The organism is Rhizobium sp. L43 (assembly GCF_002531725.1).
Classification (GTDB): domain Bacteria; phylum Pseudomonadota; class Alphaproteobacteria; order Rhizobiales; family Rhizobiaceae; genus Rhizobium.
Window position 1 is genome coordinate 312,396 of sequence record NZ_NWSQ01000005.1, and the last position, 23,922, is coordinate 336,317.

23 protein-coding genes and 2 pseudogenes are annotated in these 23,922 nt (G+C 61.4%); 13 read left to right on the forward strand and 12 right to left on the reverse strand.

The window, feature by feature from the left end:
* Positions 1-19 precede the first annotated feature (19 nt).
* From CO667_RS08580 to CO667_RS08595, 4 genes are all read left to right on the forward strand, one after another.
* Entirely contained in the window at positions 20-973 is a 954-nt protein-coding gene (locus CO667_RS08580; protein WP_097617964.1) for an ABC transporter substrate-binding protein, read from the forward strand.
* 122 nt (positions 974-1,095) lie between these two features.
* Entirely contained in the window at positions 1,096-1,974 is an 879-nt protein-coding gene (locus CO667_RS08585) for an ABC transporter permease (protein ID WP_097617965.1), read from the forward strand.
* Positions 1,971-2,765: an ABC transporter ATP-binding protein gene (locus CO667_RS08590; RefSeq protein WP_097617966.1), complete on the forward strand. Its 795-nt coding sequence runs from the start codon at positions 1,971-1,973 to the stop codon at positions 2,763-2,765. Before CO667_RS08585 ends, CO667_RS08590 begins: the two co-directional genes overlap by 4 nt.
* Before the next feature lie 221 nt (positions 2,766-2,986).
* A complete protein-coding gene (locus CO667_RS08595) occupies positions 2,987-3,274 on the forward strand; it encodes a hypothetical protein (protein WP_097617967.1) in 288 nt (95 codons plus the stop codon).
* 38 nt (positions 3,275-3,312) lie between these two features.
* Here CO667_RS08595 and CO667_RS08600 read toward each other — a convergent pair whose 3' ends face one another.
* Both CO667_RS08600 and CO667_RS08605 read right to left on the reverse strand, forming a co-directional pair.
* The gene (locus tag CO667_RS08600) at positions 3,313-3,954 is read right to left on the reverse strand and encodes a LysE family translocator (RefSeq protein WP_097617968.1); all 642 of its coding nucleotides are present in this window, start codon (positions 3,952-3,954) and stop codon (positions 3,313-3,315) included.
* 84 nt (positions 3,955-4,038) lie between these two features.
* On the reverse strand, positions 4,039-4,890 hold the full coding sequence (locus CO667_RS08605; protein WP_097617969.1) for an SDR family NAD(P)-dependent oxidoreductase: 852 nt from the start codon (positions 4,888-4,890) through the stop codon (positions 4,039-4,041).
* Positions 4,891-5,065: 175 nt separating this feature from the next.
* Between CO667_RS08605 and CO667_RS08610 the strand changes: the two genes are divergently transcribed.
* Together CO667_RS08610 and CO667_RS08615 are read left to right on the forward strand one after the other, a co-directional pair.
* On the forward strand, positions 5,066-5,569 hold the full coding sequence (locus CO667_RS08610; protein ID WP_097617970.1) for a hypothetical protein: 504 nt from the start codon (positions 5,066-5,068) through the stop codon (positions 5,567-5,569).
* Positions 5,570-5,718: 149 nt separating this feature from the next.
* The gene (locus CO667_RS08615) at positions 5,719-6,942 is read left to right on the forward strand and encodes an argininosuccinate synthase (protein ID WP_097617971.1); all 1,224 of its coding nucleotides are present in this window, start codon (positions 5,719-5,721) and stop codon (positions 6,940-6,942) included.
* A 56-nt stretch (positions 6,943-6,998) separates the two neighbouring features.
* Here the strand turns inward: CO667_RS08615 and CO667_RS08620 are convergent, their stop codons facing one another.
* Complete coding sequence (locus CO667_RS08620) at positions 6,999-8,225, reverse strand: adenylosuccinate synthetase (protein WP_097617972.1); 1,227 nt, start codon at positions 8,223-8,225, stop codon at positions 6,999-7,001.
* Between the two features lie 61 nt (positions 8,226-8,286).
* Positions 8,287-9,189, reverse strand: coding sequence for a hypothetical protein (locus tag CO667_RS08625; RefSeq protein WP_097617973.1), 903 nt, complete (start codon positions 9,187-9,189; stop codon positions 8,287-8,289).
* Positions 9,190-9,360: 171 nt separating this feature from the next.
* On the opposite strand from CO667_RS08625, the gene CO667_RS08630 reads away from it, so the two are divergent.
* On the forward strand, positions 9,361-10,029 hold the full coding sequence (locus CO667_RS08630; RefSeq protein WP_097617974.1) for an NUDIX hydrolase: 669 nt from the start codon (positions 9,361-9,363) through the stop codon (positions 10,027-10,029).
* A 140-nt stretch (positions 10,030-10,169) separates the two neighbouring features.
* Positions 10,170-10,811, forward strand: coding sequence for a LysE family translocator (locus CO667_RS08635; protein WP_097617975.1), 642 nt, complete (start codon positions 10,170-10,172; stop codon positions 10,809-10,811).
* A 27-nt stretch (positions 10,812-10,838) separates the two neighbouring features.
* Here CO667_RS08635 and CO667_RS08640 read toward each other — a convergent pair whose 3' ends face one another.
* The gene (locus CO667_RS08640) at positions 10,839-11,270 is read right to left on the reverse strand and encodes a hypothetical protein (protein ID WP_097617976.1); all 432 of its coding nucleotides are present in this window, start codon (positions 11,268-11,270) and stop codon (positions 10,839-10,841) included.
* A gap of 228 nt (positions 11,271-11,498) precedes the next feature.
* Here CO667_RS08640 and CO667_RS08645 point away from each other — a divergent pair, with 228 nt between their 5' ends.
* From CO667_RS08645 to ppa, 4 genes are all read left to right on the forward strand, one after another.
* On the forward strand, positions 11,499-13,586 hold the full coding sequence (locus CO667_RS08645; protein WP_097617977.1) for a M3 family metallopeptidase: 2,088 nt from the start codon (positions 11,499-11,501) through the stop codon (positions 13,584-13,586).
* A 157-nt stretch (positions 13,587-13,743) separates the two neighbouring features.
* Positions 13,744-15,564, forward strand: coding sequence for a translational GTPase TypA (gene typA / locus CO667_RS08650; protein ID WP_097617978.1), 1,821 nt, complete (start codon positions 13,744-13,746; stop codon positions 15,562-15,564).
* A gap of 198 nt (positions 15,565-15,762) precedes the next feature.
* Complete coding sequence (locus CO667_RS08655; RefSeq protein WP_097617979.1) at positions 15,763-16,269, forward strand: GNAT family N-acetyltransferase; 507 nt, start codon at positions 15,763-15,765, stop codon at positions 16,267-16,269.
* 148 nt (positions 16,270-16,417) lie between these two features.
* A complete protein-coding gene (ppa, locus tag CO667_RS08660; RefSeq protein WP_012559229.1) occupies positions 16,418-16,954 on the forward strand; it encodes an inorganic diphosphatase in 537 nt (178 codons plus the stop codon).
* 4 nt (positions 16,955-16,958) lie between these two features.
* On the opposite strand, the pseudogene CO667_RS08665 reads toward ppa, so the two are convergent.
* Both CO667_RS08665 and CO667_RS08670 read right to left on the reverse strand, forming a co-directional pair.
* Positions 16,959-17,269 (reverse strand): annotated as a pseudogene (locus CO667_RS08665) (DUF167 domain-containing protein).
* Positions 17,266-17,556 (reverse strand): YggT family protein, encoded by a 291-nt coding sequence (locus CO667_RS08670; protein WP_245433086.1) that lies wholly within the window; start codon positions 17,554-17,556, stop codon positions 17,266-17,268. The pseudogene CO667_RS08665 and the gene CO667_RS08670 overlap by 4 nt, the downstream one beginning before the upstream one ends.
* Positions 17,557-17,695: 139 nt before the next feature.
* On the opposite strand from CO667_RS08670, the gene CO667_RS08675 reads away from it, so the two are divergent.
* On the forward strand, positions 17,696-18,931 hold the full coding sequence (locus CO667_RS08675) for an MFS transporter (RefSeq protein WP_097617981.1): 1,236 nt from the start codon (positions 17,696-17,698) through the stop codon (positions 18,929-18,931).
* A gap of 30 nt (positions 18,932-18,961) precedes the next feature.
* On the opposite strand, the pseudogene CO667_RS08680 reads toward CO667_RS08675, so the two are convergent.
* The 5 genes and pseudogenes from CO667_RS08680 to CO667_RS08700 form a co-directional block, all read right to left on the reverse strand.
* Positions 18,962-19,734: pseudogene (locus CO667_RS08680) on the reverse strand (glutamine amidotransferase).
* Entirely contained in the window at positions 19,703-20,188 is a 486-nt protein-coding gene (locus CO667_RS08685; RefSeq protein ID WP_097617982.1) for a TerB family tellurite resistance protein, read from the reverse strand. Before CO667_RS08685 ends, CO667_RS08680 begins: the two are co-directional and overlap by 32 nt.
* 17 nt (positions 20,189-20,205) lie before the next feature.
* Positions 20,206-21,831: a heme biosynthesis protein HemY gene (locus tag CO667_RS08690; RefSeq protein WP_097617983.1), complete on the reverse strand. Its 1,626-nt coding sequence runs from the start codon at positions 21,829-21,831 to the stop codon at positions 20,206-20,208.
* Between the two features lie 4 nt (positions 21,832-21,835).
* Entirely contained in the window at positions 21,836-23,143 is a 1,308-nt protein-coding gene (locus CO667_RS08695) for a COG4223 family protein (protein ID WP_179874095.1), read from the reverse strand.
* Between the two features lie 68 nt (positions 23,144-23,211).
* Positions 23,212-23,919 carry a uroporphyrinogen-III synthase gene (locus CO667_RS08700; protein WP_097617985.1) on the reverse strand — a complete coding sequence of 236 codons (708 nt, stop codon included), beginning with the start codon at positions 23,917-23,919 and terminating at the stop codon, positions 23,212-23,214.
* Positions 23,920-23,922: the final 3 nt, after the last annotated feature.

Consider the following 23,922-nt stretch of genomic DNA (forward strand, 5'->3'; position numbering starts at 1 on the left):
ATCATTCAGGAGGACACCCATGCGCCCGATTCTGCTCGCTCTTGCCGCCACTTTGGCCCTTTCCCTGCCCGCAAAGGCTGACAATGTGACGGTTGCCGTGACGGCGATCGTCGAGCACCCGGCGCTGGACGCGGCCCGCAAGGGCGTTCTCGATGTGCTGACGGCTGCCGGCTACAAGGAAGGCGAGAACCTGAAATTCGTGTTCGAATCGGCGCAGGGCAATCCGGCCACCGCTGCCCAGATCGCTCGCCAGTTCGCCGGCGACGAGCCCAATGTCATCGTGCCGATCTCCACACCTTCGGCCCAGGCGGTCGTTTCCTCGACGCGTGACATTCCGGTCGTCTTCACTGCCGTCTCCGATCCGCTCGGCGCCCAGCTCGTCAAGAACATGGACAAGCCCGGCGGCAACGTCACCGGCCTATCCGACATGTCGCCGGTGGCCGAGCATCTGGCGCTGATCAAGGAAATCGTGCCGAACGCGAAAACGATCGGCTATCTCTATAATTCCGGCGAGGCGAATTCCGTTTCGCTGCTCGCTGTCTTGAAGGCTGAGGCCGAAAAGGCCGGCCTGAAGGTCGTTGAATCAGCCGCCACGAAATCGGCCGAGGTCCAGGGTGCGGCGCGCGCGCTCGTCGGCCGCGCCGATGTGATCTACGTCCCGACCGACAACACGATCATCTCCGCGCTCGAAGGTGCTGTCGCGGTTGCCGAAGAGAGCAAGCTGCCGCTCTTCACCGCCGATACGGATTCGGTTTCGCGCGGTTCGATCGCCGCCCTCGGCTTCAACTATTACGATGTCGGCAAGCAGACCGGCGACATCGTCGTGCGGGTGCTGAAGGGCGAAAACCCCGGCGACATCGCGGTCAAGACCGCCGCCGGTAGCGACCTCGTCGTCAACAAGGCCGCAGCTCAGAACATGGGCGTCACCCTGCCGCAGAGCGTGCTTTCGCGCGCCAACAAAGTCATCGAATAATCGGCCATAATTTCATCGGCTTATCCGCATTCAGCCGCCCCGTTTGCACGGGGGCGGCTCCCTGTATTAAAAGGCTCCGGTTTCGCGACGGGCGGAACGGACACAAAAAGGGGCTGAAAGCCTTGAGCCAAATCGCATTCTGGGGAGCCGTCGAGCTCGGCCTGGTCTATTCCTTCGTCGCTCTCGGCGTTTATCTCGCTTTCCGCGTTCTCGACTTTCCCGACTTGACGGTGGACGGTTCCTTTCCGCTCGGCGCGGCGGTGACCGCCGTGCTGATCATATCAGGCGTCAATGCCTGGCTCGCGGCGCTGATCGCCATGGCGTCCGGTGCCGGCGCCGGCATGGTGACGGCGCTGCTCAACGTGCGCTTCAAGATCCTCAATCTGCTGGCCTCGATCCTGACGATGATTGCGCTGTTTTCCGTCAATCTCAGGGTGATGGGTAAACCCAATGTCGCCCTTATCAATGCCGATACGATGATCAGCCCGTTCTTCGGCCATGGCCTGCGTGATTTCTACGTGCGGCCGCTCTTCGTCGGCGTGCTCGTGATCGTCGCGCTCATCCTGGTCTGGCGCTTCCTGGAAAGTGATGCCGGGCTTGCCATGCGGGCGACCGGCGCCAATGCAAGGATGGCCCGCGCCCAGGGCGTCGATACCAACCGGCAGATCTATCTCGGCATGGCGATCTCCAATGCGCTGGTCGCCTTCGGTGGTGCGCTGTTTGCTCAGACGAACGGCTTTGCCGACGTCACCTCCGGCGTCGGCACGATCGTCGTCGGGCTTGCCGCCGTCATCATCGGCGAGACGTTGCTCGGGCGGCGCGGTCTGCTGATCGCCTTGATCGGCTGCGTGCTCGGCTCGATCCTCTATCGCATCGCGATCCAGCTGGCGCTTTCGAGCGATGTCATCGGCTTGCAGGCATCCGACCTCAATTTCGTGACGGCGGTGCTGGTGACCGTGGCGCTCATCCTTCCCCGTCTTCGCGGAGGTGCCGCATCGTGATCAGCGTCAAGGACATCAAGGTTGTCTTCGGGCGCGGCACGCCGCTGCAGAAGCAGGCGCTGAACGGCGTCAGCCTGACCATCGAGCAAGGCTCCTTCGTCACCGTCATCGGCTCCAACGGCGCCGGCAAATCGACATTGCTCGGCGTGCTCGCCGGCGACGTCATTCCGAGCGAAGGGCAAGTGCTGATCGGCAAGCACGAGGTCACACGCAAATCGACGGCGGCGCGCGCCGGGCTGGTGGCGCGTGTGTTCCAGGATCCGCTGACGGGAAGCTGCGGCGCCTTGTCAATCGAGGAAAATCTCGCTCTGGCGGCCCGGCGCGGCGAGAAGCGCGGACTTGTATCGGCGCTCGGCGGTATCAGGCGCGACTATTTCAAGGAACGGATCGCCGAGCTCAATCTCGGTCTGGAGAACCGCCTGAAAGACCGCATGGATCTGCTCTCCGGCGGGCAGCGGCAGGCCGTTTCTCTCGTCATGGCGACGCTGGCGGGATCGGAAGTGCTGTTGCTCGACGAACATACGGCAGCACTCGATCCTGGGATGGCTGAGTTCGTGATGAACCTGACGCAGAAGATTGTTGCCGAGCGCAAGCTGACGACGATGATGGTAACGCACTCGATGCGGCAGGCGCTGGATTACGGCCACCGCACGATCATGCTGCATGGCGGCGAGATCGTTCTCGATGTGGCGGGTGACAACAGAAAGAACCTGCAGGTCGAGGACCTGATCGCCATGTTCCGCAAGATGCGCGGCCAGACGCTCGATGACGATGCTTTGTTGATCGGCTAAACCAACAGCGTGCTGATCGGCCAAGGGCGTCAGTATCTCCGATCCTTTTGGGCGCTAGACAGGCATGTCGATTTATAGTGTGGCTGTTGCGCCTAACGACGAGCGGAGTAGTATTTAGTCCCGACGCCTAGCTTAGGATGTCGTGCTGAAAGCAGATAGTTATGATCTGATCGCGAAGTAACTGCAACAATATAATTGCTTCTTCGAATTTGAGCGGAAATATGGGCGAAATACTTCCAACACCAAATGAAATCAATGATGCGTTATCATACATAAAACAAAACGCACCAAAATTGATTGAAAATTACAAAATTGCTGCCCTGGAGCTTTCTAAGGCGTCGAAAGATTACAGCTTAAGTGACGAAGAAAGAGCAGCTAGCATAATTTTGCCTGATGATTTCATAAATCTGCGAAATTTCATAAACGATGCGTACAAGGGAAGATCTTCTATGTATTTGTTGTTCCTATATATGGGAATACGCGAAATTATTATTTCATCCGAGGCGTAAAGATGACCGAGACAGCGGGCTGATCGGCTGAATTCGGCCTATCGAGCCTGGGTGAGCAGGATCTTCGCGGCGAAGATCGAGAAGACGCCGGCGAAGGTATAGTCCATGCCGCGCAGCACTTTCCTGTTGTTCTGCAGCCAGGAGGCCAGCCAGTCGGCGGCAAGGACCACGCCGGCATTGACCGGCATGCCGATCAGGATGAAGCAAAGCCCAAGGAAAAGCAGCTTCTGCGTGACGGCCGGATCGCCGGCGCTGACGAATTGCGGCAGGAAGGTCATGAAGAAGATGATGACCTTGGGGTTCAGCAGATTGACCCAGAAGCCGGACGAGATGTTCGAAAGTGCGGTGCCCTTCTGCTCCTCGACCTTGGCGACGGTGAGCTTCGAGCCGAAGCGGATCGCCTGTAGCGCCAGCCAGAACAGATAGGCAGCACCGCCGGTCTTCAGGATCAGGAAGGCGGTCGGTGAGGCGGTGATCAGCGCCGAAATGCCGAAAGCGACCAGCATGGTGTGGACGACGATGCCGAGGCTGGTGCCGACGACGACGAAAAGGGCCGCTTTCCTGCCCTGGGCCAGCGAACGGCTGATCGACAGCGTCATGTCTGGACCCGGGGTCGCCGCGAGCAACAGCGTCGCGGCGGCAAAGGCCAAAAGGGTCGAGAGGCTCGGCAGGAAATCCATGGCACACTCTGAAAGCCGGGAAGATCGAAGGATTTCTTACCCGGCTTTCAGAAAATTACCAATCAAACCTTCTAATAGCGCCGATCACTTCTGTTCCAGGTAGGCCTTGAACTTCTCCGCATAGTCCTTGTGCCAGCGTGACAGCGGCGGGCGGTTTTCGATAATGTCGCCGGCCGCCCAAGCCATGCGGCGCTCGTCGACCGGACGGGCGACGTCATTGTCGGGGCAGAGGATATAGAAGTCGCCACGCTCGAGGCTCTCGACCATGAAGTCGACCGTCTGTTCCGGCGTCCAGGCGGCGGCCGGTTTTTCCGAGCGGTCGCCCTGGGTGAGGCCGGTGAAGACGAAGCCGGGGATCAGAAGATGCGCTGAGATCTTTCCGCCCTCGACGTTGCGAAGTTCATGCTCCAGCGCTTCGGTGAAGACCTTCACGCCCGATTTGGAGATATTGTAGGCGGGGTTGCCGGGTGGTGTGGTGATGCCCTGCTTGGAGCCGGTGTTGATGATGAGGCCGGGCTCGCCATGCGACAGCATCTTCGGACCGAAGGTGCGGGTGCCGTTGATCACGCCCATCAGGTTGACGGCGAAGATATGGTCCCAGTTCGCCTGCGGGCTGAAGATCGAGGTTTCCGGGCCGATGCCGGCATTGTTCATCAGCACATGCACGCGGCCGAAGCGCTGAAGCACGGCGCGTTCGAGCGCCTCGAGCGCTTCCCGGCTGGCGACGTCGGTCTCGACCGCCATCACATTTTCTTCGCCGGCAATGGCCTTGAGTTCGTCGGCGGCGCCCGCCAGCCGGTCGCCGCCGAGATCGGCGATGGCGACGCTCATACCGCGTCCAGCGAAATATTTCGCCGCGGCAAGGCCGATGCCCGAGGCGCCGCCGGTGATGACGGCGACATTGGATGTCTTGAAAATATCTTGAATATTCGTCACGGGCGGCCTCCTCGGACATTGTGCGGACGCTGCCGAATATGGGCTCCGTGTTTGTGCTGTCAAATAGCAACCCTATGCAAGTTTTCCGGCGCCTCTTGCTGAGAATAGCTTTTCGAAATCGATTCACGTTTTACGTGTATCGTGCTAAGGTTTGTCTTGAATGGAGGAGTGTGTCATGGAAATTAAATCACTCTTAGGTCAAATGAAAGAATATGATTCTCTATTAGGTTATTTAGGAATCTTGATTCCTGTCTGGTCGTTTTGGCTTCGTAGAGAATACGCGAAAAAGATAGAGTTCGACATATCGGCGAATATCCTCTGGTTTCAGAATGAGCCCTATATCGTTGAGTTCGACATCTCTCTTGATAACAAAGGAAAAGTCAAAATAAAGATACCATATATTTCATTGTCCGTTCGGACTCTCCATGAAGGTGACGAGTACTCCAAATTCAAGCAATCTCATCTCAATTTTCCGACCAAGCTTATTGATATGCAGAACATTCTCATTGGAGAAGATTTTGACTTTACTTTTGTCGAGCCGGGCATCAAGCAGCACTATCGTTTTGTGGCCGAGGTTCCGAAGGAGGCAAAGTATCTTCTCGCGACCGGAAAATTCGAATATAGGAAAGGTTGGCCGCACACTACCTCAAGACTGATCCAACTCTATAGGCAACGATAGACTCAGAACGAGTTGCGTGATCGATCTCTGATACGCCGGCAACAAAGGTTGCACTTAGGTTCTGCTGCCCTTGCGTCACGCGCCAATCTCGCTAAAAGTGCCGCGATACCGGGTTTTCGCCGGCCTTTTATGCAACGGACCTCATCATCATGGCATCATACAAAGACGTGAAGAAAGTCGTTCTCGCCTATTCCGGCGGTCTCGACACCTCGATCATCCTGAAGTGGCTGCAGACCGAGCTCGGCGCCGAAGTCGTCACCTTCACCGCCGATCTCGGCCAGGGCGAAGAGCTGGAGCCGGCGCGCAAGAAGGCCGAAATGCTCGGCATCAAGGAGATCTATATCGAGGATGTGCGCGAGGAATTCGTGCGCGATTTCGTCTTCCCAATGTTCCGCGCCAATGCCGTCTACGAAGGCGTCTACCTGCTCGGCACCTCGATCGCCCGGCCGCTGATTTCCAAGCATCTGATCGATATCGCCCGCAAGACGGGTGCGGATGCGATCGCCCACGGCGCGACCGGCAAGGGCAACGACCAGGTTCGCTTCGAACTGTCCGCCTATGCCCTGAACCCCGATATCAAGATCATCGCGCCGTGGCGCGACTGGGCGTTCAAGAGCCGCACCGATCTGCTGGCCTTTGCCGAACAACATCAGATCCCGGTTGCCAAGGACAAGAAGGGCGAAGCGCCGTTCTCCGTCGATGCCAACCTGCTGCATTCCTCTTCCGAGGGCAAGGTTCTCGAAGACCCCTCCCAGGAGGCGCCTGAATATGTGCATATGCGCACCATTTCGCCTGAGGCTGCACCCGACAAGGCGACGGTGATCAAGGTCGGCTTCCGCAAAGGCGATGCGGTCACGATCAACGGTGTCGAGATGTCGCCGGCGACGCTCTTGGCGACGCTCAACAATTACGGCCGCGACAACGGCATCGGCCGTCTCGATCTCGTCGAGAACCGCTTTGTCGGCATGAAGTCGCGCGGCGTCTACGAAACACCAGGCGGGACGATCCTGCTCTCTGCGCATCGCGCCATCGAATCGATCACGCTCGACCGGGGTGCGGCCCATCTCAAGGACGAGATCATGCCGCGTTACGCCGAGCTGATCTATTACGGCTTCTGGTTCTCGCCGGAGCGCGAGATGCTGCAGGCGCTGATCGACAAGAGCCAGGAGCATGTCGAAGGCGAAGTGACGCTGAAGCTCTACAAGGGCAATGTCATGGTCATCGGCCGCGAAAGCGAAAAGTCGCTCTATTCCGACAAGCTCGTCACCTTCGAGGACGACCAGGGCGCCTACGACCAGAAGGATGCAGCCGGCTTCATCAAGCTCAATGCGCTGCGCCTGCGCACGCTCGGCAAACGCAACCTCGCGAAGTAATCACGCTTCGCTTTCGAATTCGATAGGAGCCCGCCGGCATTGCCGCGCGGGCTCTTTTATTGCGCGGCGATTCGCGCGGCGGCGGCATTCATATGCAGCCTGACGTCACCACGGCGCGGTCCCCAGCTTTCGGCCGAAAGCGGCAGGCCGACAAGCTCCGATATGCGCGCCGCCGCGATGGCAGGATCAAGCCGCATTGCCTCTCCGCGATCCGTTACGGCAAAGCCATCGTCGGCCTGATCGAGGCAGGTCACCGCCAGCCCGGCGCTGACCGTGATACCGCCGTGCTCCAACGCCAGATCGTGTGCAATGGCCTCGCGCAACACGCCGAGATCGAGCGGGGCCAGCCTGAGGCTACCCTGCCACTCGTTTGGCGCATTGGTGGGATCAACGACTTTGATGCCGGGCAGTGCGGGACTTTCCCCTTTGAGTGGGCCTGCGCCGTGCCGGGTGGTGTAGCAGCGCGTCGCATATGTTGCGTTGAGTTCGGTGATACCGGCCTCGGCTGATATGGCGAGCATGTTCGCGACGCCGGTATTCGAGCGGGTGACATGGGGAAAGCCGCCGCTGTCCTGATCGAGCAGCAAACCTTGGGCGGCCTCGAAGATCACAGCGCCGCGCTCGCACAGCCGTCGGTCGGGCCAGAGCGTGACGCGGTCGAGATAGGCGGCGCAATCGGCCTCGAAGCGGGCGATGGTGGTTTCGTCAGCCAGGGCGGCGGCAAGTTCTGCGGGTAAGGCGGTGATGCCGAGCGCGGCAAGCCGGACCGGCACCCAGGCGTCGCGGATGGAGACCAGGCGGTCGTGCAGATCGGGGCAGAACAGATCTTTCGTCGACAGGGCGAATTCCGGGCGCAGATTGCGCTCGACGGTCTCGCCGAAGCCGAGGCCGCAACTGCCGTGACGGGCGGCGCCGCGCGCCAGCTCCAGGGCCTGATTGATGATCACGTCGAACGGCGTCGTCACCGAGGCGCGCGGATCGCTGCTGATGTCGGGCTTGACATCAAGCGCATCGAGGGCCGCCAATTCGTCGAGCAGCAACATCGGATGGGCGACGAAGAAGCGGCTGAAATGCGTGGCGGCCCCGGCAAAGCTGCCGGAGCCGATATGGTGAAAGACATGGCGGGCGCCGGCCTCACCAACCACCGTGTGGCCGGCTTGCGCACCGCCGTTGCTGCGAACCACCACGGCCGCCGGTGTCGCCGCGGCAAGGCGATCGACCATCAGTCCTTTGCCTTCGTCGCCGTAAAGCGCGCCGATCACGGCCTGTGCTTGGGTACTCATTATTCCGCTCCTCAAAAAGGGCGCCCGAAGCGATCGCGCCGGGGCTCTTGGAATATCTGATTTAGAAGAAAGGCAGCAGACGCCGCTTCGGGCGTTCGCCGATGGCTTTAGCGACGACTGCGGCTGCCGCACCGGGCCAGCTGGCGGCCACGTCGCCGGGGTCGCGACCCTCGGTGATCTCGATGATCGACACCACCAACTCGGCAATACGCCTGTAATCATCGAGCACGAAGGTGCGGCCGGGCAGCAGCTGCTGCCAGCTCGCGAGCACCCGGTCGAGCCTGGTGGCCGCATAGCCTTCGCGGATGACGATGTGGAAGACTTCGTAGGATCTCTGCGCCATCGCGAGGCATTCCCGGGCGCTCAGACCGCGTGGCGCTTCGATGCCGAAGATGCGGGCGATCTGATGGGCGGCCAGGCCATTGTGCACCGGCTCGTCGCCGATGGTGAAGAGATAGCCCTTGCGGCCGCGTCTTTCGAAGGCATCGGTCGAGGTCTTGAGAGCCGCCAAAAGATGGGCGGCGCTGTAGCTCTCGCCGTCATTGCCGCCGCCATTGCCTTCCAGCCACAAGGCGCGGATCTGGCTGGCAAGCGAGATATCGGCCTCGAACTGGGTGGCCTGCAGAGGTGCGGCATCGGTAAACGCATCTCCGACCGCCGCCACCATGATGTGCGGATCGGATACCGGGCGGCGGTCGTAGATCTCCGATGTCAGGGTGATGAGCCCGCCGCGCATCAGCTCGTGGGCGATCATGCCCATCGAGCCGGTCACATCAGAAGCCAGAATGATCGGGGTCGATTGCGGATTGTAGGCGCTGTCGCGGCTCTCGCGGGTGGCAAAACGCGCCGGGTCGAATTGCGGATCGATGCCGGTGGCGCCAAAGACTTCGGACCGGCTGCGGCCATCCACATGGCGTGCATTGTAGGCGGCCCAGTCGGCCGTGCTGAAACGTCCCATACCCATGGCGTCACTCCTTTTGCTTTTGCCCTGGCGATTCGGCGTGGGCGTCACCCGCTGCCGTTCGATGCCTATGATATAAACTTGCAAAGTGCATTTTGCAAGTTGCTATTTGCAAATTGTTATTTTTATGATTGGCGGCTATGAGAGCCGGAACATGCAAGCGGGGAGATGCTGATGGCAGAGGCTGAATTCGCACGGCCGATCGTGACGGTCGACATCGTCCTGCTGACGCTGCACGAGGGGCGGTTGTGCGCGGCGCTGCTGCCGCGGTCCGCCGAGCCGTTTGCCGGCGTTCCGGCGCTGATCGGCGGCTATGTGCATACGGACGAGGACGCCGATGCGGAGGCAGCCGTGCGGCGCATCCTCAAGGCCAAGGCCGGGCTCGAGGGCATATTCTTCGAGCAGCTCGGGACCTTCGCTTCGGCGCGGCGCGACCCCCGCGACTGGTCGGTGTCGATCGCCTATTTTGCCCTGGTTCCGCCGGGAGCGCTGACGGGCGGCGCCGGCCCACTCGCATTACGGCCGATCGAGGCGGTTGGCGAATTGCCCTTCGACCACAATGAGATCGTCACCGCCGCCCTGGAGCGGCTGCGCGGCAAGGGCGCATATTCGACCATTCCGGCGAGGCTGCTTCCGGAGATCTTCACCATGTCGGAACTGCAGGCAATTTATGAAACGGTGATGGGTGAACGGCTGGACCAAAGCGCCTTTCGCCGGAAGATCAACGATCTCGATCTGCTCGAAACGGTCGAGGGCGAAAAACGGCAGACCGAGCGGGCGCGGCGGCCGACGACACTCTATCGGCTGAAGACGCCATTGGCCCTGTTCGATCGGAGAATTTGAACGAAATATTCGCTTCGCCCGGAAGCTGCCGCTGGCGGTATCTCCCTTTTCGTCGCGGTGTAGCTCGCCTTGACGGATGCCAATCTTGACGGATGGCTGGGATCGCTTACTCTGCTGCGATCATCCTCCGGAGCATTTCCATGACGCAGTCCTTGCTCTTCGGCGCCTTTCTGGCGGCGCTGTTCTACGTGCTCATTCCAGGACCCGCCTTCCTGCAGCTGCTCGGCATCGGCGCCGGGCAGGGCCGCAAGGCCGGCGCCTTCTTCATGATGGGGCATCTGGTCGGCGATCTCATCTGGTCGTCGCTGGCGCTGATCGCGATCGTCGGGGCAAAGACGATCGGAACCTTCGTCTTCGACCTGCTCGGCCTTGCCTGCGGTTTCTACCTCGCCTGGATCGGCTGGAGCGCCGTTAATGCCAAGCCGAAAGCGGAGGGGCAGGCGCTTGTCATGGTCGAGCGGCCGGTTCGCCGCGGTCTGATCTTCGGCGTCACCAATCCGAAGGGCTATCCGGTGGCGCTCGCCACCTTCACGGCGCTGGTCGCGGGCTCGGCCGGGGCGCTCGATTTCGAGGCCTTGCCGGTGCTGCTCGGCGTGTCGTTCGTCGGTTTCGTCACTGCCGACATCATCCTGATCGGCATCATCGGCGCAGGCGCGGTCCGCCGCTTCTATCGCGCCCATGAGCGGCTGATCGTGCGCTGCTCCGGTGTCCTTTTCATGGGTTTTGCCGCCCAGGCGCTCTGGCATGCCACGCCAGGCCTGCTCGGCTGGCGCAAGGCCTGACCTAGAACAGAATGCATCCTGTTCTGATCAGCCGTCCAGGAAGTTGACGATCGATTTCAGCGTCTGGACCTCATCGGGGTCGCCGATCGACGTGGCGATCTGCAGCTGGTTCTTGTAATAATCGAGGAAATTGAAGCTGGTGCCGTCGGTGACGCTGGAGAGATCGATGACGTTGCCGAGCGGATCGATTGCATGCATCGGCAGCGGTTCGGAGATCGCGGCGTAGGTATTCCGATCGATCAGGCCGCTATCGAAACTCTGGCGTGCGTAATTGCGCAGCTCTCCAGGGCTGACCGCGGTGAAATCCGGGCCTTCGCCAACTTCGTCTTCGATCTGGAATGAGGCCGGGGCGGGAGCTCTGGTCTCGATTTCAATATCAGAGGTCTTCGAACTTTTTGCGTTATTAGGATTGTTTTTAAAAAGCAAACTCTGAGAAGACCGCACAGAAAAAATTTCCATGGCGCATGTCCCCTTACAAGAAGAACATCGGAAAACTAGCGCCTGCGCGTGATTCGCGTCAATCGTTAACGATTGGTTAATTTTCACGTATCAATTGTTGTCCACCAGATTTGGCAGGCGCCCGCCAAATTCGGCAGGCGAGGCAAAAGGTCCTTCCCGGCAACATACCAATTCTACGACAGCCCGCCTATATTGACGATCCATCTGCATGCCAAAAGGAATTCTCCGATGCCTTCTCCACATGATTTCAATCCGGCGCTGGTGACCTGGGACGGTCTTCACGGCCTGCCGCGTTTCGATGCTGTTGATGACGGTGATTTTGCCGCCGCCTTCGAAGCCGCGCTTGCCGCGCATGAGAAGGAGATCGACGAAATTGCCGGAAACGGCGATGCGCCGACTTTCGAGAATACGGTCGTGGCGCTGGAGATTGCCGGCGATGCGCTGTCGCGTGTCTCGGCGCTGTTCTGGAACAAGGCCGGCGCGCATACCAATGATGTGATCCAGGCGCTGGAGCGGGAGATCTCGCCGAAGATGTCGCGTCACTATTCGAAGATCGGGATGAATGCAGCGCTTTTTGCCCGCATCGACACGCTCTGGGAGAATCGCGAGAGCCTTGGCCTGACGCTCGAACAGACACGCGTGCTGGAACGCCACTGGAAAGGCTTCGTCAAATCGGGCGCCAAGCTCGAAAAGGCCGAGCAGGAAAAACTCGCCGCGATCGATGAAAAGCTTGCCGGCCTCGGGACGCAGTTCGGCCAGAACGTCCTGGCCGACGAAAAGGCCTGGGCACTGGTACTTTCGGACAGCGCCGAGCTCGAGGGCCTGCCGGAATTCCTTCGTGACGCGATGGCGGCGGCAGCGCGCGAACGCGGCGAAGAGGGCAAATATGCGGTGACGCTGTCACGCTCGATCATCGAGCCGTTCCTCACCTTCTCGGAGCGCCGCGATCTGCGCGAGCAGGCTTTCAAGGCGTGGGTGGCGCGCGGCGAAAATGACGGGGAGACGGACAACCGCGCGGTCATCAGGGAAACGCTGGCGCTGCGCCATCAGGTAGCGACGCTGCTTGGCTACGGCAATTTCGCCGAGCTGAAGCTCGACAACACGATGGCGAAGACGGCGGATGCGGTGAACGGCCTGCTCAAGGCCGTCTGGGCGCGGGCGGTGAAGCGCGCCGGCGAGGAGGAGACCGATATCGCCGCGTTGATCGCCGAAGAGGGCCGGAACCACGAGGTGATGCCCTGGGACTGGCGCCACTATGCCGAAAAGATCCGGGCGCGGAAGTTCGATTTCTCCGAGGCCGAGCTCAAGCCTTATCTGCAGCTCGAGAAGATCATCGAGGCTTGCTTCGACGTGGCCGGCCGGCTGTTCGGCATCCGCGCCGTCGAAAAGAAGGACGTGGCCGCCTATCATCCGGATGTCAGGGTGTTTGAAATCAGGGACCGCGAGGACCGGCTGGTTGCCCTGTTCCTCGGCGATTATTTCGCCCGCGGCTCGAAACGTTCCGGCGCCTGGATGAGCTCGTTGCAATCGCAGCACAAGCTGGAACTCAAGAACGGCCGCCACGGCGAGCTGCCGATCATCTACAATGTCTGCAACTTCGCCAAGCCGGCGGAAGGCAAGCCGGCGCTGCTGTCGCTCGACGACGCGCGCACGCTGTTCCACGAATTCGGCCACGCGCTGCACGGCATGCTGTCGAACGTCACCTATCCCTCGGTTTCTGGCACCGGCGTTTCGCGCGATTTCGTCGAGCTGCCGTCCCAGCTCTACGAGCACTGGCTGACGGTGCCCGCTATTCTGAAGCGCTACGCCGTTCATGTCGAAACCGGCGAGCCGATGCCGCAGGCCTTGCTCGACAAGGTCCTGGCCGCCCGCACCTTCAATGCCGGCTTCAACACCGTCGAGTTCACCTCGTCGGCGCTTGTCGATATGGCGTTTCACACGAGAACGACCGTCGAGGATCCGATGGCGGTGCAGGCGGAGGTGCTGGCCGAGATCGGCATGCCGAAGTCGATCGTCATGCGCCATGCGACACCGCACTTCCAGCACATCTTCTCCGGCGGTTATTCGGCCGGCTATTACTCCTATATGTGGTCGGAGGTGCTCGACGCCGATGCCTTTGCCGCCTTCGAGGAGACGGGCGACGCCTTCAACGGCGAGATGGCGCGCAAGCTCAAGGAAAACATCTATTCCGTCGGCGGCTCGGTCGATCCGGAGGACGCCTACAAGGCCTTCCGCGGCAAGCTTCCGAGCCCGGATGCGATGCTTCTGAAAAAGGGACTTTCGACCTTCGAGGAATTGACAGGCAGCGACGCCTAAGACAATTTGATGACACGCTATGATGCGGCGGGGCGAAAGCCCTGCCGCAGCTTTTGCGCGTTTCCCCCTTTCGCAAGCGCAAAAAAAACTGTATGGACGCCCCAAACTAATAGGCGCGTCCTCAAGAGCGTGCGCCCCAGCCTCAGAGATTTCACAAATGGCACTTCGCAATATCGCGATCATCGCGCACGTTGACCATGGCAAGACGACCCTGGTGGATGAGCTTCTCAAGCAGTCCGGCTCGTTCCGCGAAAATCAGCGCGTCGCTGAACGCGTGATGGACTCGAATGATCTCGAAAAGGAACGCGGCATCACCATTCTCGCCAAGGCGACGTCGGTCGAGTGGAAAGGTGTTCGCATCAACATCGTCGATACCCCCGGCCACGCCGACTTCGGTGGTGAAGTCGAGCGCATTCTCTCGATGGTGGACGGCGCGATCGTTCTCGTCGATTCTTCCGAAGGCCCGATGCCGCAGACGAAGTTCGTCGTGTCCAAGGCGCTGAAGGTCGGCCTTCGCCCGATCGTCGCGATCAACAAGATCGACCGTCCCGACGGCCGCCACGAAGAAGTCATCAACGAAGTCTTCGACCTCTTTGCAAACCTCGACGCGACCGACGAGCAGCTCGACTTCCCGATCCTCTACGGTTCGGGCCGCGACGGCTGGATGAACGTCAATCCGGAAGGCCCGAAGGATCAGGGTCTTGCACCGCTTCTCGACCTGGTGCTCAAGCATGTTCCGGAGCCGACCGTCGAAGAAGGCCCGTTCCGCATGATCGGCACGATCCTCGAAGCCAACCCCTTCCTCGGCCGTATCATCACCGGTCGCATCGCGTCGGGCTCGATCAAGCCGAACCAGGCCGTCAAGGTTCTCGGCCAGGACGGCAAGCTGATCGAAACCGGCCGAATCTCCAAGATCCTCGCCTTCCGCGGCATCGAACGCACGGCGATCGAAGAAGCACATGCGGGCGACATTGTCGCGATCGCCGGTCTCTCCAAGGGGACTGTCGCCGATACTTTCTGTGATCCGGCCGTCTCGGAAGCCATGAAGGCTCAGCCGATCGATCCGCCGACGGTCACCATGTCCTTCATCGTCAACGACAGCCCGCTGGCGGGCACCGAGGGCGACAAGGTCACGAGCCGCGTCATCCGCGACCGTCTCTTCAAGGAAGCTGAAGGCAACGTCGCCCTGAAGATCGAAGAAGCCGAAGGCAAGGATTCGTTCTACGTATCCGGCCGCGGCGAACTTCAGCTCGCCGTTCTCATCGAAACCATGCGTCGCGAAGGCTTCGAGCTTGCCGTTTCGCGTCCGCGCGTCGTGATGCACAAGGATGAAAGCGGCCAGCTTCTGGAGCCGATCGAAGAGGTCGTCGTCGACGTCGACGAAGAACATTCCGGTGTCGTCGTTCAGAAGATGTCGGAACGCAAGGCCGAAATGGTCGAGCTGCGTCCGTCGGGCGGCAACCGCCTTCGCCTGCGTTTCTATGCACCGACCCGTGGCCTGATCGGCTACCAGTCGGAGCTGCTGACGGATACGCGCGGCACGGCGATCATGAACCGCCTGTTCCATGACTACCAGCCCTACAAGGGTGTGATCGGTGGCCGCGTCAACGGCGTGCTGCTCGCCAATGCTTCCGGCGAAGCCGTCGCCTATGCCATGTTCAACCTGGAAGATCGCGGCCCGATGATCATCGAGCCGGGCGAAAAGGTCTATGCCGGCATGATCATCGGCATCCATTCGCGCGACAACGACCTTGAAGTCAACGTGCTGAAGGGCAAGCAGCTCACCAACATCCGCGCCGCCGGCAAGGACGAAGCGGTGAAGCTGACGCCGCCGATCCGCATGACGCTTGATCGTGCGCTTTCCTGGATCCAGGACGACGAGCTGATGGAAGTGACGCCGAAGAACATTCGCCTGCGCAAGATGTATCTCGACGCCAACGATCGCAAGCGTTTCGAAAAGTCCAAAGCGGCTCTCTGAGCGCTTGGAAATACAATTTGAAACCCCGGCCTTCGAGCCGGGGTTTTTTATTGTGCGCCGCGCTGATTCCGACTTGTGACAATCGTTAAAAAAGCGTTAAATTTTATCTGTCGTCCACATATCAAGTCTGTGGGCAATCGATCACGATGCGCCGGCCGCATATGGTTAATTGCCTTTGGCAGGGCCAGAGTAAACGTTATGAAGACGTTGTCGATCGATGTCCGGCGGGCCGAACCGCACGATGCCCGGGCCATATCGGAAACCCACAGGCTCGCCTGGCAGCACACCTATGCGGGCATCATCCCGCATCGGGCGCTGACGCAGATGATCGAGCGGCGCGGCGAAAACTGGTGGCGCAAGGCGACCCGCGGGCCGGCAACGCTGCTGGTTCTCGATGTTGCCGGAACGGTCGCCGGCTACGCGACGCTGGGCCTCAACCGCGCCCGCGCTCTGCCGCAGGAAGGCGAGATTTACGAGCTTTACCTTCGCCCCGAGTATCAGGGCATCGGCCTCGGCAGAATGCTGTTCGGTGAGGCGCGCCGGCTCTTGAAGTCGCTCGGCTGCAAGGGGCTGGTCGTCTGGTGCCTCGAAGAAAACGAGACCGCCGGCCGCTTCTACCGCAATCATGGCGGTGTCGACTTCTGCGAAGGCATGGAAAGTTTCGACCACAAACAGTTGAAGAAGATCGGCTTCATCTGGAGCTGACCGGTTTGGTCAGCGTTGGCCGATCGCCCATTCCAAAGATTTGACCTCTTTGCGCCGGTGCCATCACGCATTGGTGATCTCCAATGTTGCGTTGCCACATGAAACTGATTATCTGGCTGCGAGCAATTCAACTTCGCGGGAGTTTCCTATGCGCATCGATGCCATTTCAATCGGTAATAACCCACCTGAGGACGTCAACGTTATCGTCGAGGTTCCTGTTGGCGGCCATCCCATCAAGTATGAGATGGACAAGGAAGCCGGTACGCTGGTGGTCGATCGTTTCCTCTATACGCCGATGACCTATCCGGGCAATTACGGCTTTGTGCCGCATACGCTGTCGGAAGACGGCGACCCGATCGACGTCCTGATCGCCAGCACCCGCCCGCTGGTTCCCGGCTGCGTCATCAATGTGCGCCCGATCGGCGTTTTGAAGATGGAAGACAATTCCGGCAAGGACGAGAAGATCATCGCCGTGCCGTCGCCGAAGCTGACGCTGCGCTACGAGAAGGTGAAGGATTACACCGATCTTCCGGAAATCACGCTGAAGCAGATCGAGCACTTCTTCGAGCACTACAAGGATCTGGAGCCCGGCAAGTGGGTGAAGATCTTCGGCTGGGGCGACTCCAAGGAAGCCGGCCAGCTTATCCTCGAAGCGGTCGAGCGCGCCAAGAAGACGAAAGGCTGATTGTTCAGCCGAAAAGCGTTTCGAGTTTTTTTGCCAAATCCTCCGGGTCGCCGTCGATCCGGAGGATTTTTTTGCGCGCGGTGTCGCCGGAGACGAGGCTGATGCTGATTTGGGGATGCGCAGCGATTGGGCGACCAGAAGGATCAGCGCCTTGTTGGCCTTGCCCTTTTCCGGGACCGATGTGACGCGCGCCTTCAGGTGCGTTTCGCCCTCGCCATCCAGCTCGATGCCATCGATCGCATCACGCCCGCCATTCGGCGTCAGCCGGACGGCGAGGCGCAGATGATCACCGAAAAGGCTCCAGGGGCGGCTCAAGCGACCAGCGGGTACAGCGTCGTCCAAAGCAAGGTGCGCAGGAAGAAGATGATCAGCAGCAGGATGATCGGCGAAATGTCGATGCCGCCAAGGTTCGGCAGAAAACGGCGGATCGGCTTCAGCACCGGTTCAGTGACGTTATAGAGGAACGTGCCGACCGAGTTGACGAACTGGTTGCTGGAATTGATAACGTTGAACGCATAGAGCCAGGAAAAAATGGCGCTACCAATCAGGATCCAGGTGTAAATATTCAAAGCCAAATCAATGGTTTGAAACAGCGCAAACATGGTCGTCTCCAATTCGTTGTTGACAGACATGTAGACATTGGCGACTAAACGAGCAAGTGCCGTGTGGAGACGCGCGGTGAATCATGTTTAACGGGCGGCTTTGCAGCTATTCCGGCGCCCGTCTCCTCGGAAAACACCCATGTCGTTTTCGCCCACCGGAGACCGTTTTGCCGCGTTCCGGCATTCGTCCTACACGCGGTTCTTCTTCGCGCGCTTCCTGCTTTCCTTCTCGCAGCAGATCGTCAGCGTCGCCGTCGGCTGGCAGATGTACGACCAGACGGGCAGCGCGATCTATCTCGGTTTGATCGGTCTCGTGCAGTTCCTGCCGTCGCTGCTGCTCATTCTCGTCACCGGTTCGGTGGCCGACCGGTACAATCGCCGGGCGATCGCGGCCCTCTGCTCGCTGGTGAGCGCGCTCTGCACGCTGGCGCTGCTCGTCATGACTGTCATGGGGAGCTTCACGCCCCTGCCTGTTTTCGCCGTGCTCCTGATCTTCGGCATCGAACGCGCCTTCATGTCGCCGGCCGTGCAATCGCTGGCGCCCAATCTGGTGCCGGAGGAGGCGCTCTCCAATGCGATCGCCTGGAATTCGTCGTCCTGGCAGCTCGCGGCGATCACTGGGCCGGTGCTCGGCGGTCTGCTCTACGGCGTCAGCGCACCGACCGCCTATACGGTGGCGGTGATCTTTTCCGTGCTCGGTGCGGCTCTTCTCTACATGATCCCGAAACCGGTGCAGAAGACGACGGGCGAGACCAAGAGCTGGGCGATGATCCTCGGCGGCTTCAGCTTCATCCGCGCCGAAAAGGTGGTGCTCGGGGCGATCTCGCTCGATCTCTTCGCCGTGCTGCTTGGCGGTGCGACGGCACTGATGCCGATCTTCGCCCGTGATATCCTGACACTCGGTCCCTGGGGCCTCGGACTGTTGCGCGCCGCACCCGGCCTTGGCGCGATCGTCATGGCGATCTTCCTTGCCGCCTATCCGCTCAAACATCGCGCCGGCATCTACATGTTCATCGGCGTCGCCCTGTTCGGCGTCGGCACGATCATCTTCGGCGTGTCGACCAACACCGAAGTCTCGATCGCGGCGCTGGCGCTGATGGGGGCGGCCGACATGGTGTCGGTCTATGTCCGCGAGAGCCTGATTGCGCTCTGGACGCCGGATCAGCTGCGCGGCCGCGTCAATGCGGTCAACATGGTTTTCGTCGGTGCCTCGAACGAACTCGGGGAATTCAGGGCGGGCACGATGGCGGCGCTCTTCGGTGCGGTGCCGGCGGTTGTCATCGGCGGGATCGGAACGCTTGCTGTGGCGGCGATCTGGGCTTCGAGTTTCCCGAAATTGCGGCAGATCGATACGCTCGACGCGCCCAGCACATAACCGCGATAGAGCGTCCTGCCGAGCGACGCTTTATGCGGGAAGCGTGATCGGGGAAGCGGCTTTCGCCGTCTTGCCTTCGAAGACGATATCGAGGAATTCGCTCAGCCAGGCTTTCAGCGGCGCGTCGAACAGCATGCGGCCTTCGAGATGTTCGCGGCCCTGCTGGGCGTCGGCAGAATGAAGCGATGGGCGCCATGCACGACCCAGCGATGCATCATCACCCGGGTGAGTTCGGCATGGAACTGCAGGCCCCAGGCGTTGCCGTCGTAGCGGAAGGCCTGGTTGGGGTAGGCATCGCCTTCGGCCAGCAGGTCGGCGCCGCGCGGCAGTTCGAAACCCTCGCGGTGGAAATGATAGACCATTTTCGGCCAATGCATCAGCAGCCGGCCCTTCTCGGTCGGGTGCAGCGGATACCAGCCGATCTCCGTCGAGCCGTCGGCATTCGACTGCACCTTGCCGCCGAGTTGACGCACCAGCATCTGCGCGCCGAGGCAGATACCGAGATAGGGGCGTTTTTCCCGCAGCGGAATGTCGATCCAGTCGATCTCCTTCTTGACGAAGTCCTCGGGATCGTTGGCGCTCATCGGCCCGCCGAAGACGACGGCGCCGGCATGGTCTTCGAGCGTCGTCGGAAGCGGTTCGCCGAGAACCGGGCGACGGATATCGAGGCGGTAGCCCTTTTCGACGAGCAACTGGCCGACACGGCCGGGGCTCGACCGCTCCTGATGCAGGACGATGAGGATCGGGCGCCGGTCTCGGTTCAGCTTTTGCTCAGTCGCTATCATCTTGCGCAACCTGGACATCCGTCACCCTGGCGGCGGCCTCCTGCCGCTTCTGGATGCGCTCGCGGGAGGAGACGCCGAGTAGATCGGCGATACGCCAGATCACATGGTCTTCCATTTCGCTGCGTTCGCCATCGGCATAGACGATGTCCCAGAGAATGCCGATCAGCTCCAGCCGTTGCTCGGTATTGAGATGGCGTTTCAGGTCGGCGGTGAAGCGATAATAGTCGACGGCGGAGCTTTCGGCTTCAAGGCCGGCGGCGATCAGGGCGTCAAGCTGTTTGCCGTCGAGTGCATACTGCTCCTTCAACAGCTTGCGCAGCCGCTTCTTCTCGCTGGCTTTGATCTGACCGTCGGCCTCCATCACCTGCATGCAGAGTGCTGCCACTGCAATGCGCGGATCATCGGGGGCAAAACCCTTCTTCGGGTGGTCTGTGGTAAGCTTCTGGAAGAATGCCTGAAAGCGTTCGAACATGCGGTTTTCGTTCCATTTCAGAAAAGGCGGAGCCGTGTCCTGGGTTCCGGTTCCGCCCTCGGATCGCGAACGCCGGGATCATCCGGCAACCCGCCAAAGAAAGGCTTTGCCTCGTTCGGTGCGGGTCCCTTATCGCCGGCGGCCGGTTCGACAGGCTTCTGTTCGACAGGCTTCTGTTTGGCTGGCGCCGGTGCCGGGCGCACCGCCTCGGCAATCGTCGCGGCGCGTTCCAGCTCGATGATGCGATGATCGTTGACCGGGCTTTCCGGCCTGACGTCGCGCAGCGGCGGCAGGGTCTTCAGGGCGGTTTCGATCGCGGCGGGCGCCGCACCGTCTTCGAGCGGACCTTCGATCTGGCCGAAGGGCGCCTTCCACTCGAAGGCGTCGAGGCGGCCGGTCACGGGCGATATCGGCAGCCATTTGTCGGAGACGAAGCCGTCCGCCACCCAGGCCGGATCGCGCGGCGCCTTCAGCGCCTGGGCCAGCCAGTGGCGCACCCGGCCCTGGTCTCCGGTTTCGGCTTCCTCGATATCGGCCAACAGCAGGAGGGCGGCTTCACGCGGCTGCATGCGCGCCGCCGCTTCCGCCTTGGCACGGGCCTTGGCGAATTCCTGCGCGTCGAGCGCTGCCTGGGCGACGACGAGAAGGGATTCGACATTGTTCGGGCGCAGCCCCTCCAGCCGTTCGGCACGCTTCAGCCGGTCGAGCGTGGAATCGCCACTGCGCGCCCTGACATAGGCCTGGCCGATCTCGGGGTGCGGTGCTGATTTCCATGCCTGTTCGAGGATCGAGGCAGCTTTGCGCACGCCGCCTTCGCGGAACAGCGCCTTTGCGGCAATAAGGGCTGCCGGAATGAAATCGGCGGCGAGTTTCAGCGCCTGCAGGGCGTCGTCGCGGGCACCGGCCGGGTTGCCTTCCAGCTTCTCGCCGGCCCGCGCCGTCAGGAGGACGGCATGCAGACGGTTGGCTTCGGCTTTTTCGACGACGCGGGCGGCCTTCTGCTGCTCGAGCAGGCGGATCGCGTCGTCCCAGCGGCCGGCCTGGCTGCGATATTCGAGCGTCGCCTGGGCGGCCCAGGGCAAATACGGCGCGTTGTCGGCAGCCTTTTCGGCATATTGGCGGGCGGCCTCATTGGCGCCGAGCCGGCGGGCTTCCAGATAGAGGCCGCGCAGGCCGAGCTCGCGCGTCTCGGGATCGTTGGCCATGGCCTCGAATTTGGCGCGCGCCTCGTCATGGCGGCCCTCGATCAGGGCGGCCTGAGCCTCGAGCAGGTTGATCAGCGGCTCCTGATCGGCGCGGATCAGGCCGCGCGAGCGGGCGGCCATCTTGCGGGCGAGAGCCGAATTGCCGGCGCCGGCGGCGATCAGGCCTGTTGATAGCGCCTGATAACCGCGGTCGCGCTTGCGGGCGCGGAAATAACGCGTCACCGAATGCGGCGAGGTCCAGACCAGGCGGATGAACCACCAGACGACCATGACGGCAGCGATCAGAGCGATGATCGCGCTGGCGGCGACGATCAGTTTCGTCTGATAGATCTGGCCCTCCCAGATCAGCGAGAGGTCGCCGGGACGATCGGCAAGCCAGGAGAAGCCATAGGCGAGAGCCAGCACGAAGAGGGCGAAGACGACAAGACGGATCAGCATGGTCTTATCCTTCCTTGCCGGTGCCGGACACCGCTTTCGACAGCGCCCCGCCGACCAGTTCCTCGACGCGGATGCGCGCTTCGAGCGACTGCTTGAAAGCGGCGGATGCCTGCTTGCCCACGGCCGGCAGAGAGTTCCATTCAGCGGAAGCGCCTGACAGATCGCCGTTCTTCACCTTCTCCTCCATGCGGGCGGCGATCGCTTCGACGCTTTCGCCCTCGATATTGCCGACGGGACGGACCGTTACCAGCGACTTGGCGCTCGACATCAGCCTGTCCGACCAGCTCTGGTTCGGATCCGGCTGGTTGACGGCTTCGACGATCGCGGTCGCAACGTCGGGAGCCTGCCGCACGAGCTCGGCGCGCGAGGGAATGCCGGTCTCGGCAAAGGCGCGCAAGTCGGCAACGGCCGGATCGTCGGGTGCGACGCCGGCGAAGGTATCGAGCTCGGCCAGGAACGGGCCGCCGCGATCGATCGCCGCCTTGAGGGCGGCTGCCGCGATCGCCTTGGCAACGGCGACATCCTCGCGCGGCTCGTTCAGCTTCTTTTCGGCTTCTTCGAGGCGCTTGGCGATATCGGCGCCGCTGGTCGTCTGCTGTTCGGAGGACTGGGCAAGCGTGGCGCGCAGCTGGTCGAGCTGGCCGTTCAACTCGGCAATCTTCTGGTTGAGTGCCTCGACGTTTGCCGAATCGGCCGGTGTGCCGGCCGCGGGGGCTTTCGCAGCCGTTTCCAGCACAGCGACGCGCTTGGCAAGCGCGCCGTCATCCGGGCTCGCCGGGTTGGCGGCGAGATTGGCGACGGCCTGTTTCAGGCCGTCGATCTCGCCGGCAAGATCGGCGGTCTCCGGCGACGTCGTCTGCGGCGCGGAGGAGCCCGGGAGGTAACCGGCATATTGAATGGCGCCTGCACCAAGCAGCGCCACGAGGCCGCCGAAGATGCCGGCGGCGATGAGGCCGGAGGTGGCGCCGCGCTGCGGCGCGGGCTGTTCGGGAGCGGGCGTGAAGGACGGTTCCGGGGTTGCCGGCTCCTCAGCCTGCGCCTCCGTTTCAGGCTGGTCTTGGCGTTCGGCCGGCTCGGCTGGCTCATGCTCGGCCGGCTCATGTTCGGCTATCGGCGCAGCTTCGGCTTCGGGCGGCGTGCCGGCCTCGGCGGGGGTGCGGTCGGCGTCGCCGACATCATTCTCCACCGGCTTTTCAGTATCGGCTGCAGAGGCGAAATCCTGTGCTTCGAGGTCGATCGTGACCGGCTCGTCGGCGCTCTTGGAATGGCGTGGCGGGTTTCCCGATACCATGAGGTCCTCATTATCCTGCATTGCAACGAAACTAGACAGTGATGCCAATTAAGGGAAGAGGTTAGATCAAATTTGGGCGGCTAAAGCATTCAAAGCAGCGACAAAAGACTTTTCTCATCCGGCATCGGCGCAATCGCCGCATTTTTTTTCAGAGCCGCCGGGATGGCTTCCGCCACCGCCTCGCTGAGGCAGAGAAGCCGGATTCCGCCGTGTTCCGCCAGGGCGGAGCAGAGTTCGGCCAGGCCAAAGAAATCGTCGGCCGTCTGTCTGGAGTAGAAGAGAACCGCATCCGGCCGACCGCCCGCAAAAATCGCTTCGATCTCGGCCGGGCCTGGGGCAACCGGTTGCATGCGATAACATTCCGCGACGGAAAAACGGATACCGAGTTCGCTCAATCTTGCTTCGAACGTTTCCGCGCGCGGCATGCCGGCAAGATAGAGCAAGCCGTCGGCGCCCTGCGTTGCGATGAGATCGGCGAGATCGCGGCCGTTGCCCTGGGATGCGGCGACCGATCGGAAGCCGAGGCTGCGCGCCTCCTCTGCCGTTGTTTCTCCCACCGCGAAAAGCGGGCGGCCAAGATGCGGATTAAGTTGCTCACCGAGCGCTGAAACGACCCTGATGGCTTCGGCGCTGGTCACGGCGATTGCGCCGCTGGTGGTTGCGAGCGCGCCCGCGGCGGCGGCGCTGTCATGGACCGGCCGACGCAGCGGCAGCAGCAGCGGCTCGTGGCCCATATCGCGCAGACGTCGTGCGGTTCTCGTCGCCGAATGGGCGGGGCGGGTAACGAGCACGCGCATGGC

Bases quoted from the DNA above. Each gene is read 5' to 3' on its own strand.
- CO667_RS08580 (WP_097617964.1), top strand. From the start codon at position 20: ATGCGCCCGATTCTGCTCGCTCTTGCCGCCACTTTGGCCCTTTCCCTG.
- CO667_RS08595 (WP_097617967.1), top strand. From the start codon at position 2,987: ATGGGCGAAATACTTCCAACACCAAATGAAATCAATGATGCGTTATCA.
- CO667_RS08600 (WP_097617968.1), bottom strand. From the start codon at position 3,954: ATGGATTTCCTGCCGAGCCTCTCGACCCTTTTGGCCTTTGCCGCCGCG.
- CO667_RS08610 (WP_097617970.1), top strand. From the start codon at position 5,066: ATGGAAATTAAATCACTCTTAGGTCAAATGAAAGAATATGATTCTCTA.
- CO667_RS08615 (WP_097617971.1), top strand. From the start codon at position 5,719: ATGGCATCATACAAAGACGTGAAGAAAGTCGTTCTCGCCTATTCCGGC.
- CO667_RS08620 (WP_097617972.1), bottom strand. From the start codon at position 8,225: ATGAGTACCCAAGCACAGGCCGTGATCGGCGCGCTTTACGGCGACGAA.
- CO667_RS08625 (WP_097617973.1), bottom strand. From the start codon at position 9,189: ATGGGTATGGGACGTTTCAGCACGGCCGACTGGGCCGCCTACAATGCA.
- CO667_RS08630 (WP_097617974.1), top strand. From the start codon at position 9,361: ATGGCAGAGGCTGAATTCGCACGGCCGATCGTGACGGTCGACATCGTC.
- CO667_RS08635 (WP_097617975.1), top strand. From the start codon at position 10,170: ATGACGCAGTCCTTGCTCTTCGGCGCCTTTCTGGCGGCGCTGTTCTAC.
- CO667_RS08640 (WP_097617976.1), bottom strand. From the start codon at position 11,270: ATGGAAATTTTTTCTGTGCGGTCTTCTCAGAGTTTGCTTTTTAAAAAC.
- CO667_RS08645 (WP_097617977.1), top strand. From the start codon at position 11,499: ATGCCTTCTCCACATGATTTCAATCCGGCGCTGGTGACCTGGGACGGT.
- typA (WP_097617978.1), top strand. From the start codon at position 13,744: ATGGCACTTCGCAATATCGCGATCATCGCGCACGTTGACCATGGCAAG.
- CO667_RS08655 (WP_097617979.1), top strand. From the start codon at position 15,763: ATGAAGACGTTGTCGATCGATGTCCGGCGGGCCGAACCGCACGATGCC.
- ppa (WP_012559229.1), top strand. From the start codon at position 16,418: ATGCGCATCGATGCCATTTCAATCGGTAATAACCCACCTGAGGACGTC.
- CO667_RS08670 (WP_245433086.1), bottom strand. From the start codon at position 17,556: ATGTTTGCGCTGTTTCAAACCATTGATTTGGCTTTGAATATTTACACC.
- CO667_RS08675 (WP_097617981.1), top strand. From the start codon at position 17,696: ATGTCGTTTTCGCCCACCGGAGACCGTTTTGCCGCGTTCCGGCATTCG.
- CO667_RS08685 (WP_097617982.1), bottom strand. From the start codon at position 20,188: ATGTTCGAACGCTTTCAGGCATTCTTCCAGAAGCTTACCACAGACCAC.
- CO667_RS08690 (WP_097617983.1), bottom strand. From the start codon at position 21,831: ATGCTGATCCGTCTTGTCGTCTTCGCCCTCTTCGTGCTGGCTCTCGCC.
- CO667_RS08695 (WP_179874095.1), bottom strand. From the start codon at position 23,143: ATGCAGGATAATGAGGACCTCATGGTATCGGGAAACCCGCCACGCCAT.
- CO667_RS08700 (WP_097617985.1), bottom strand. From the start codon at position 23,919: ATGCGCGTGCTCGTTACCCGCCCCGCCCATTCGGCGACGAGAACCGCA.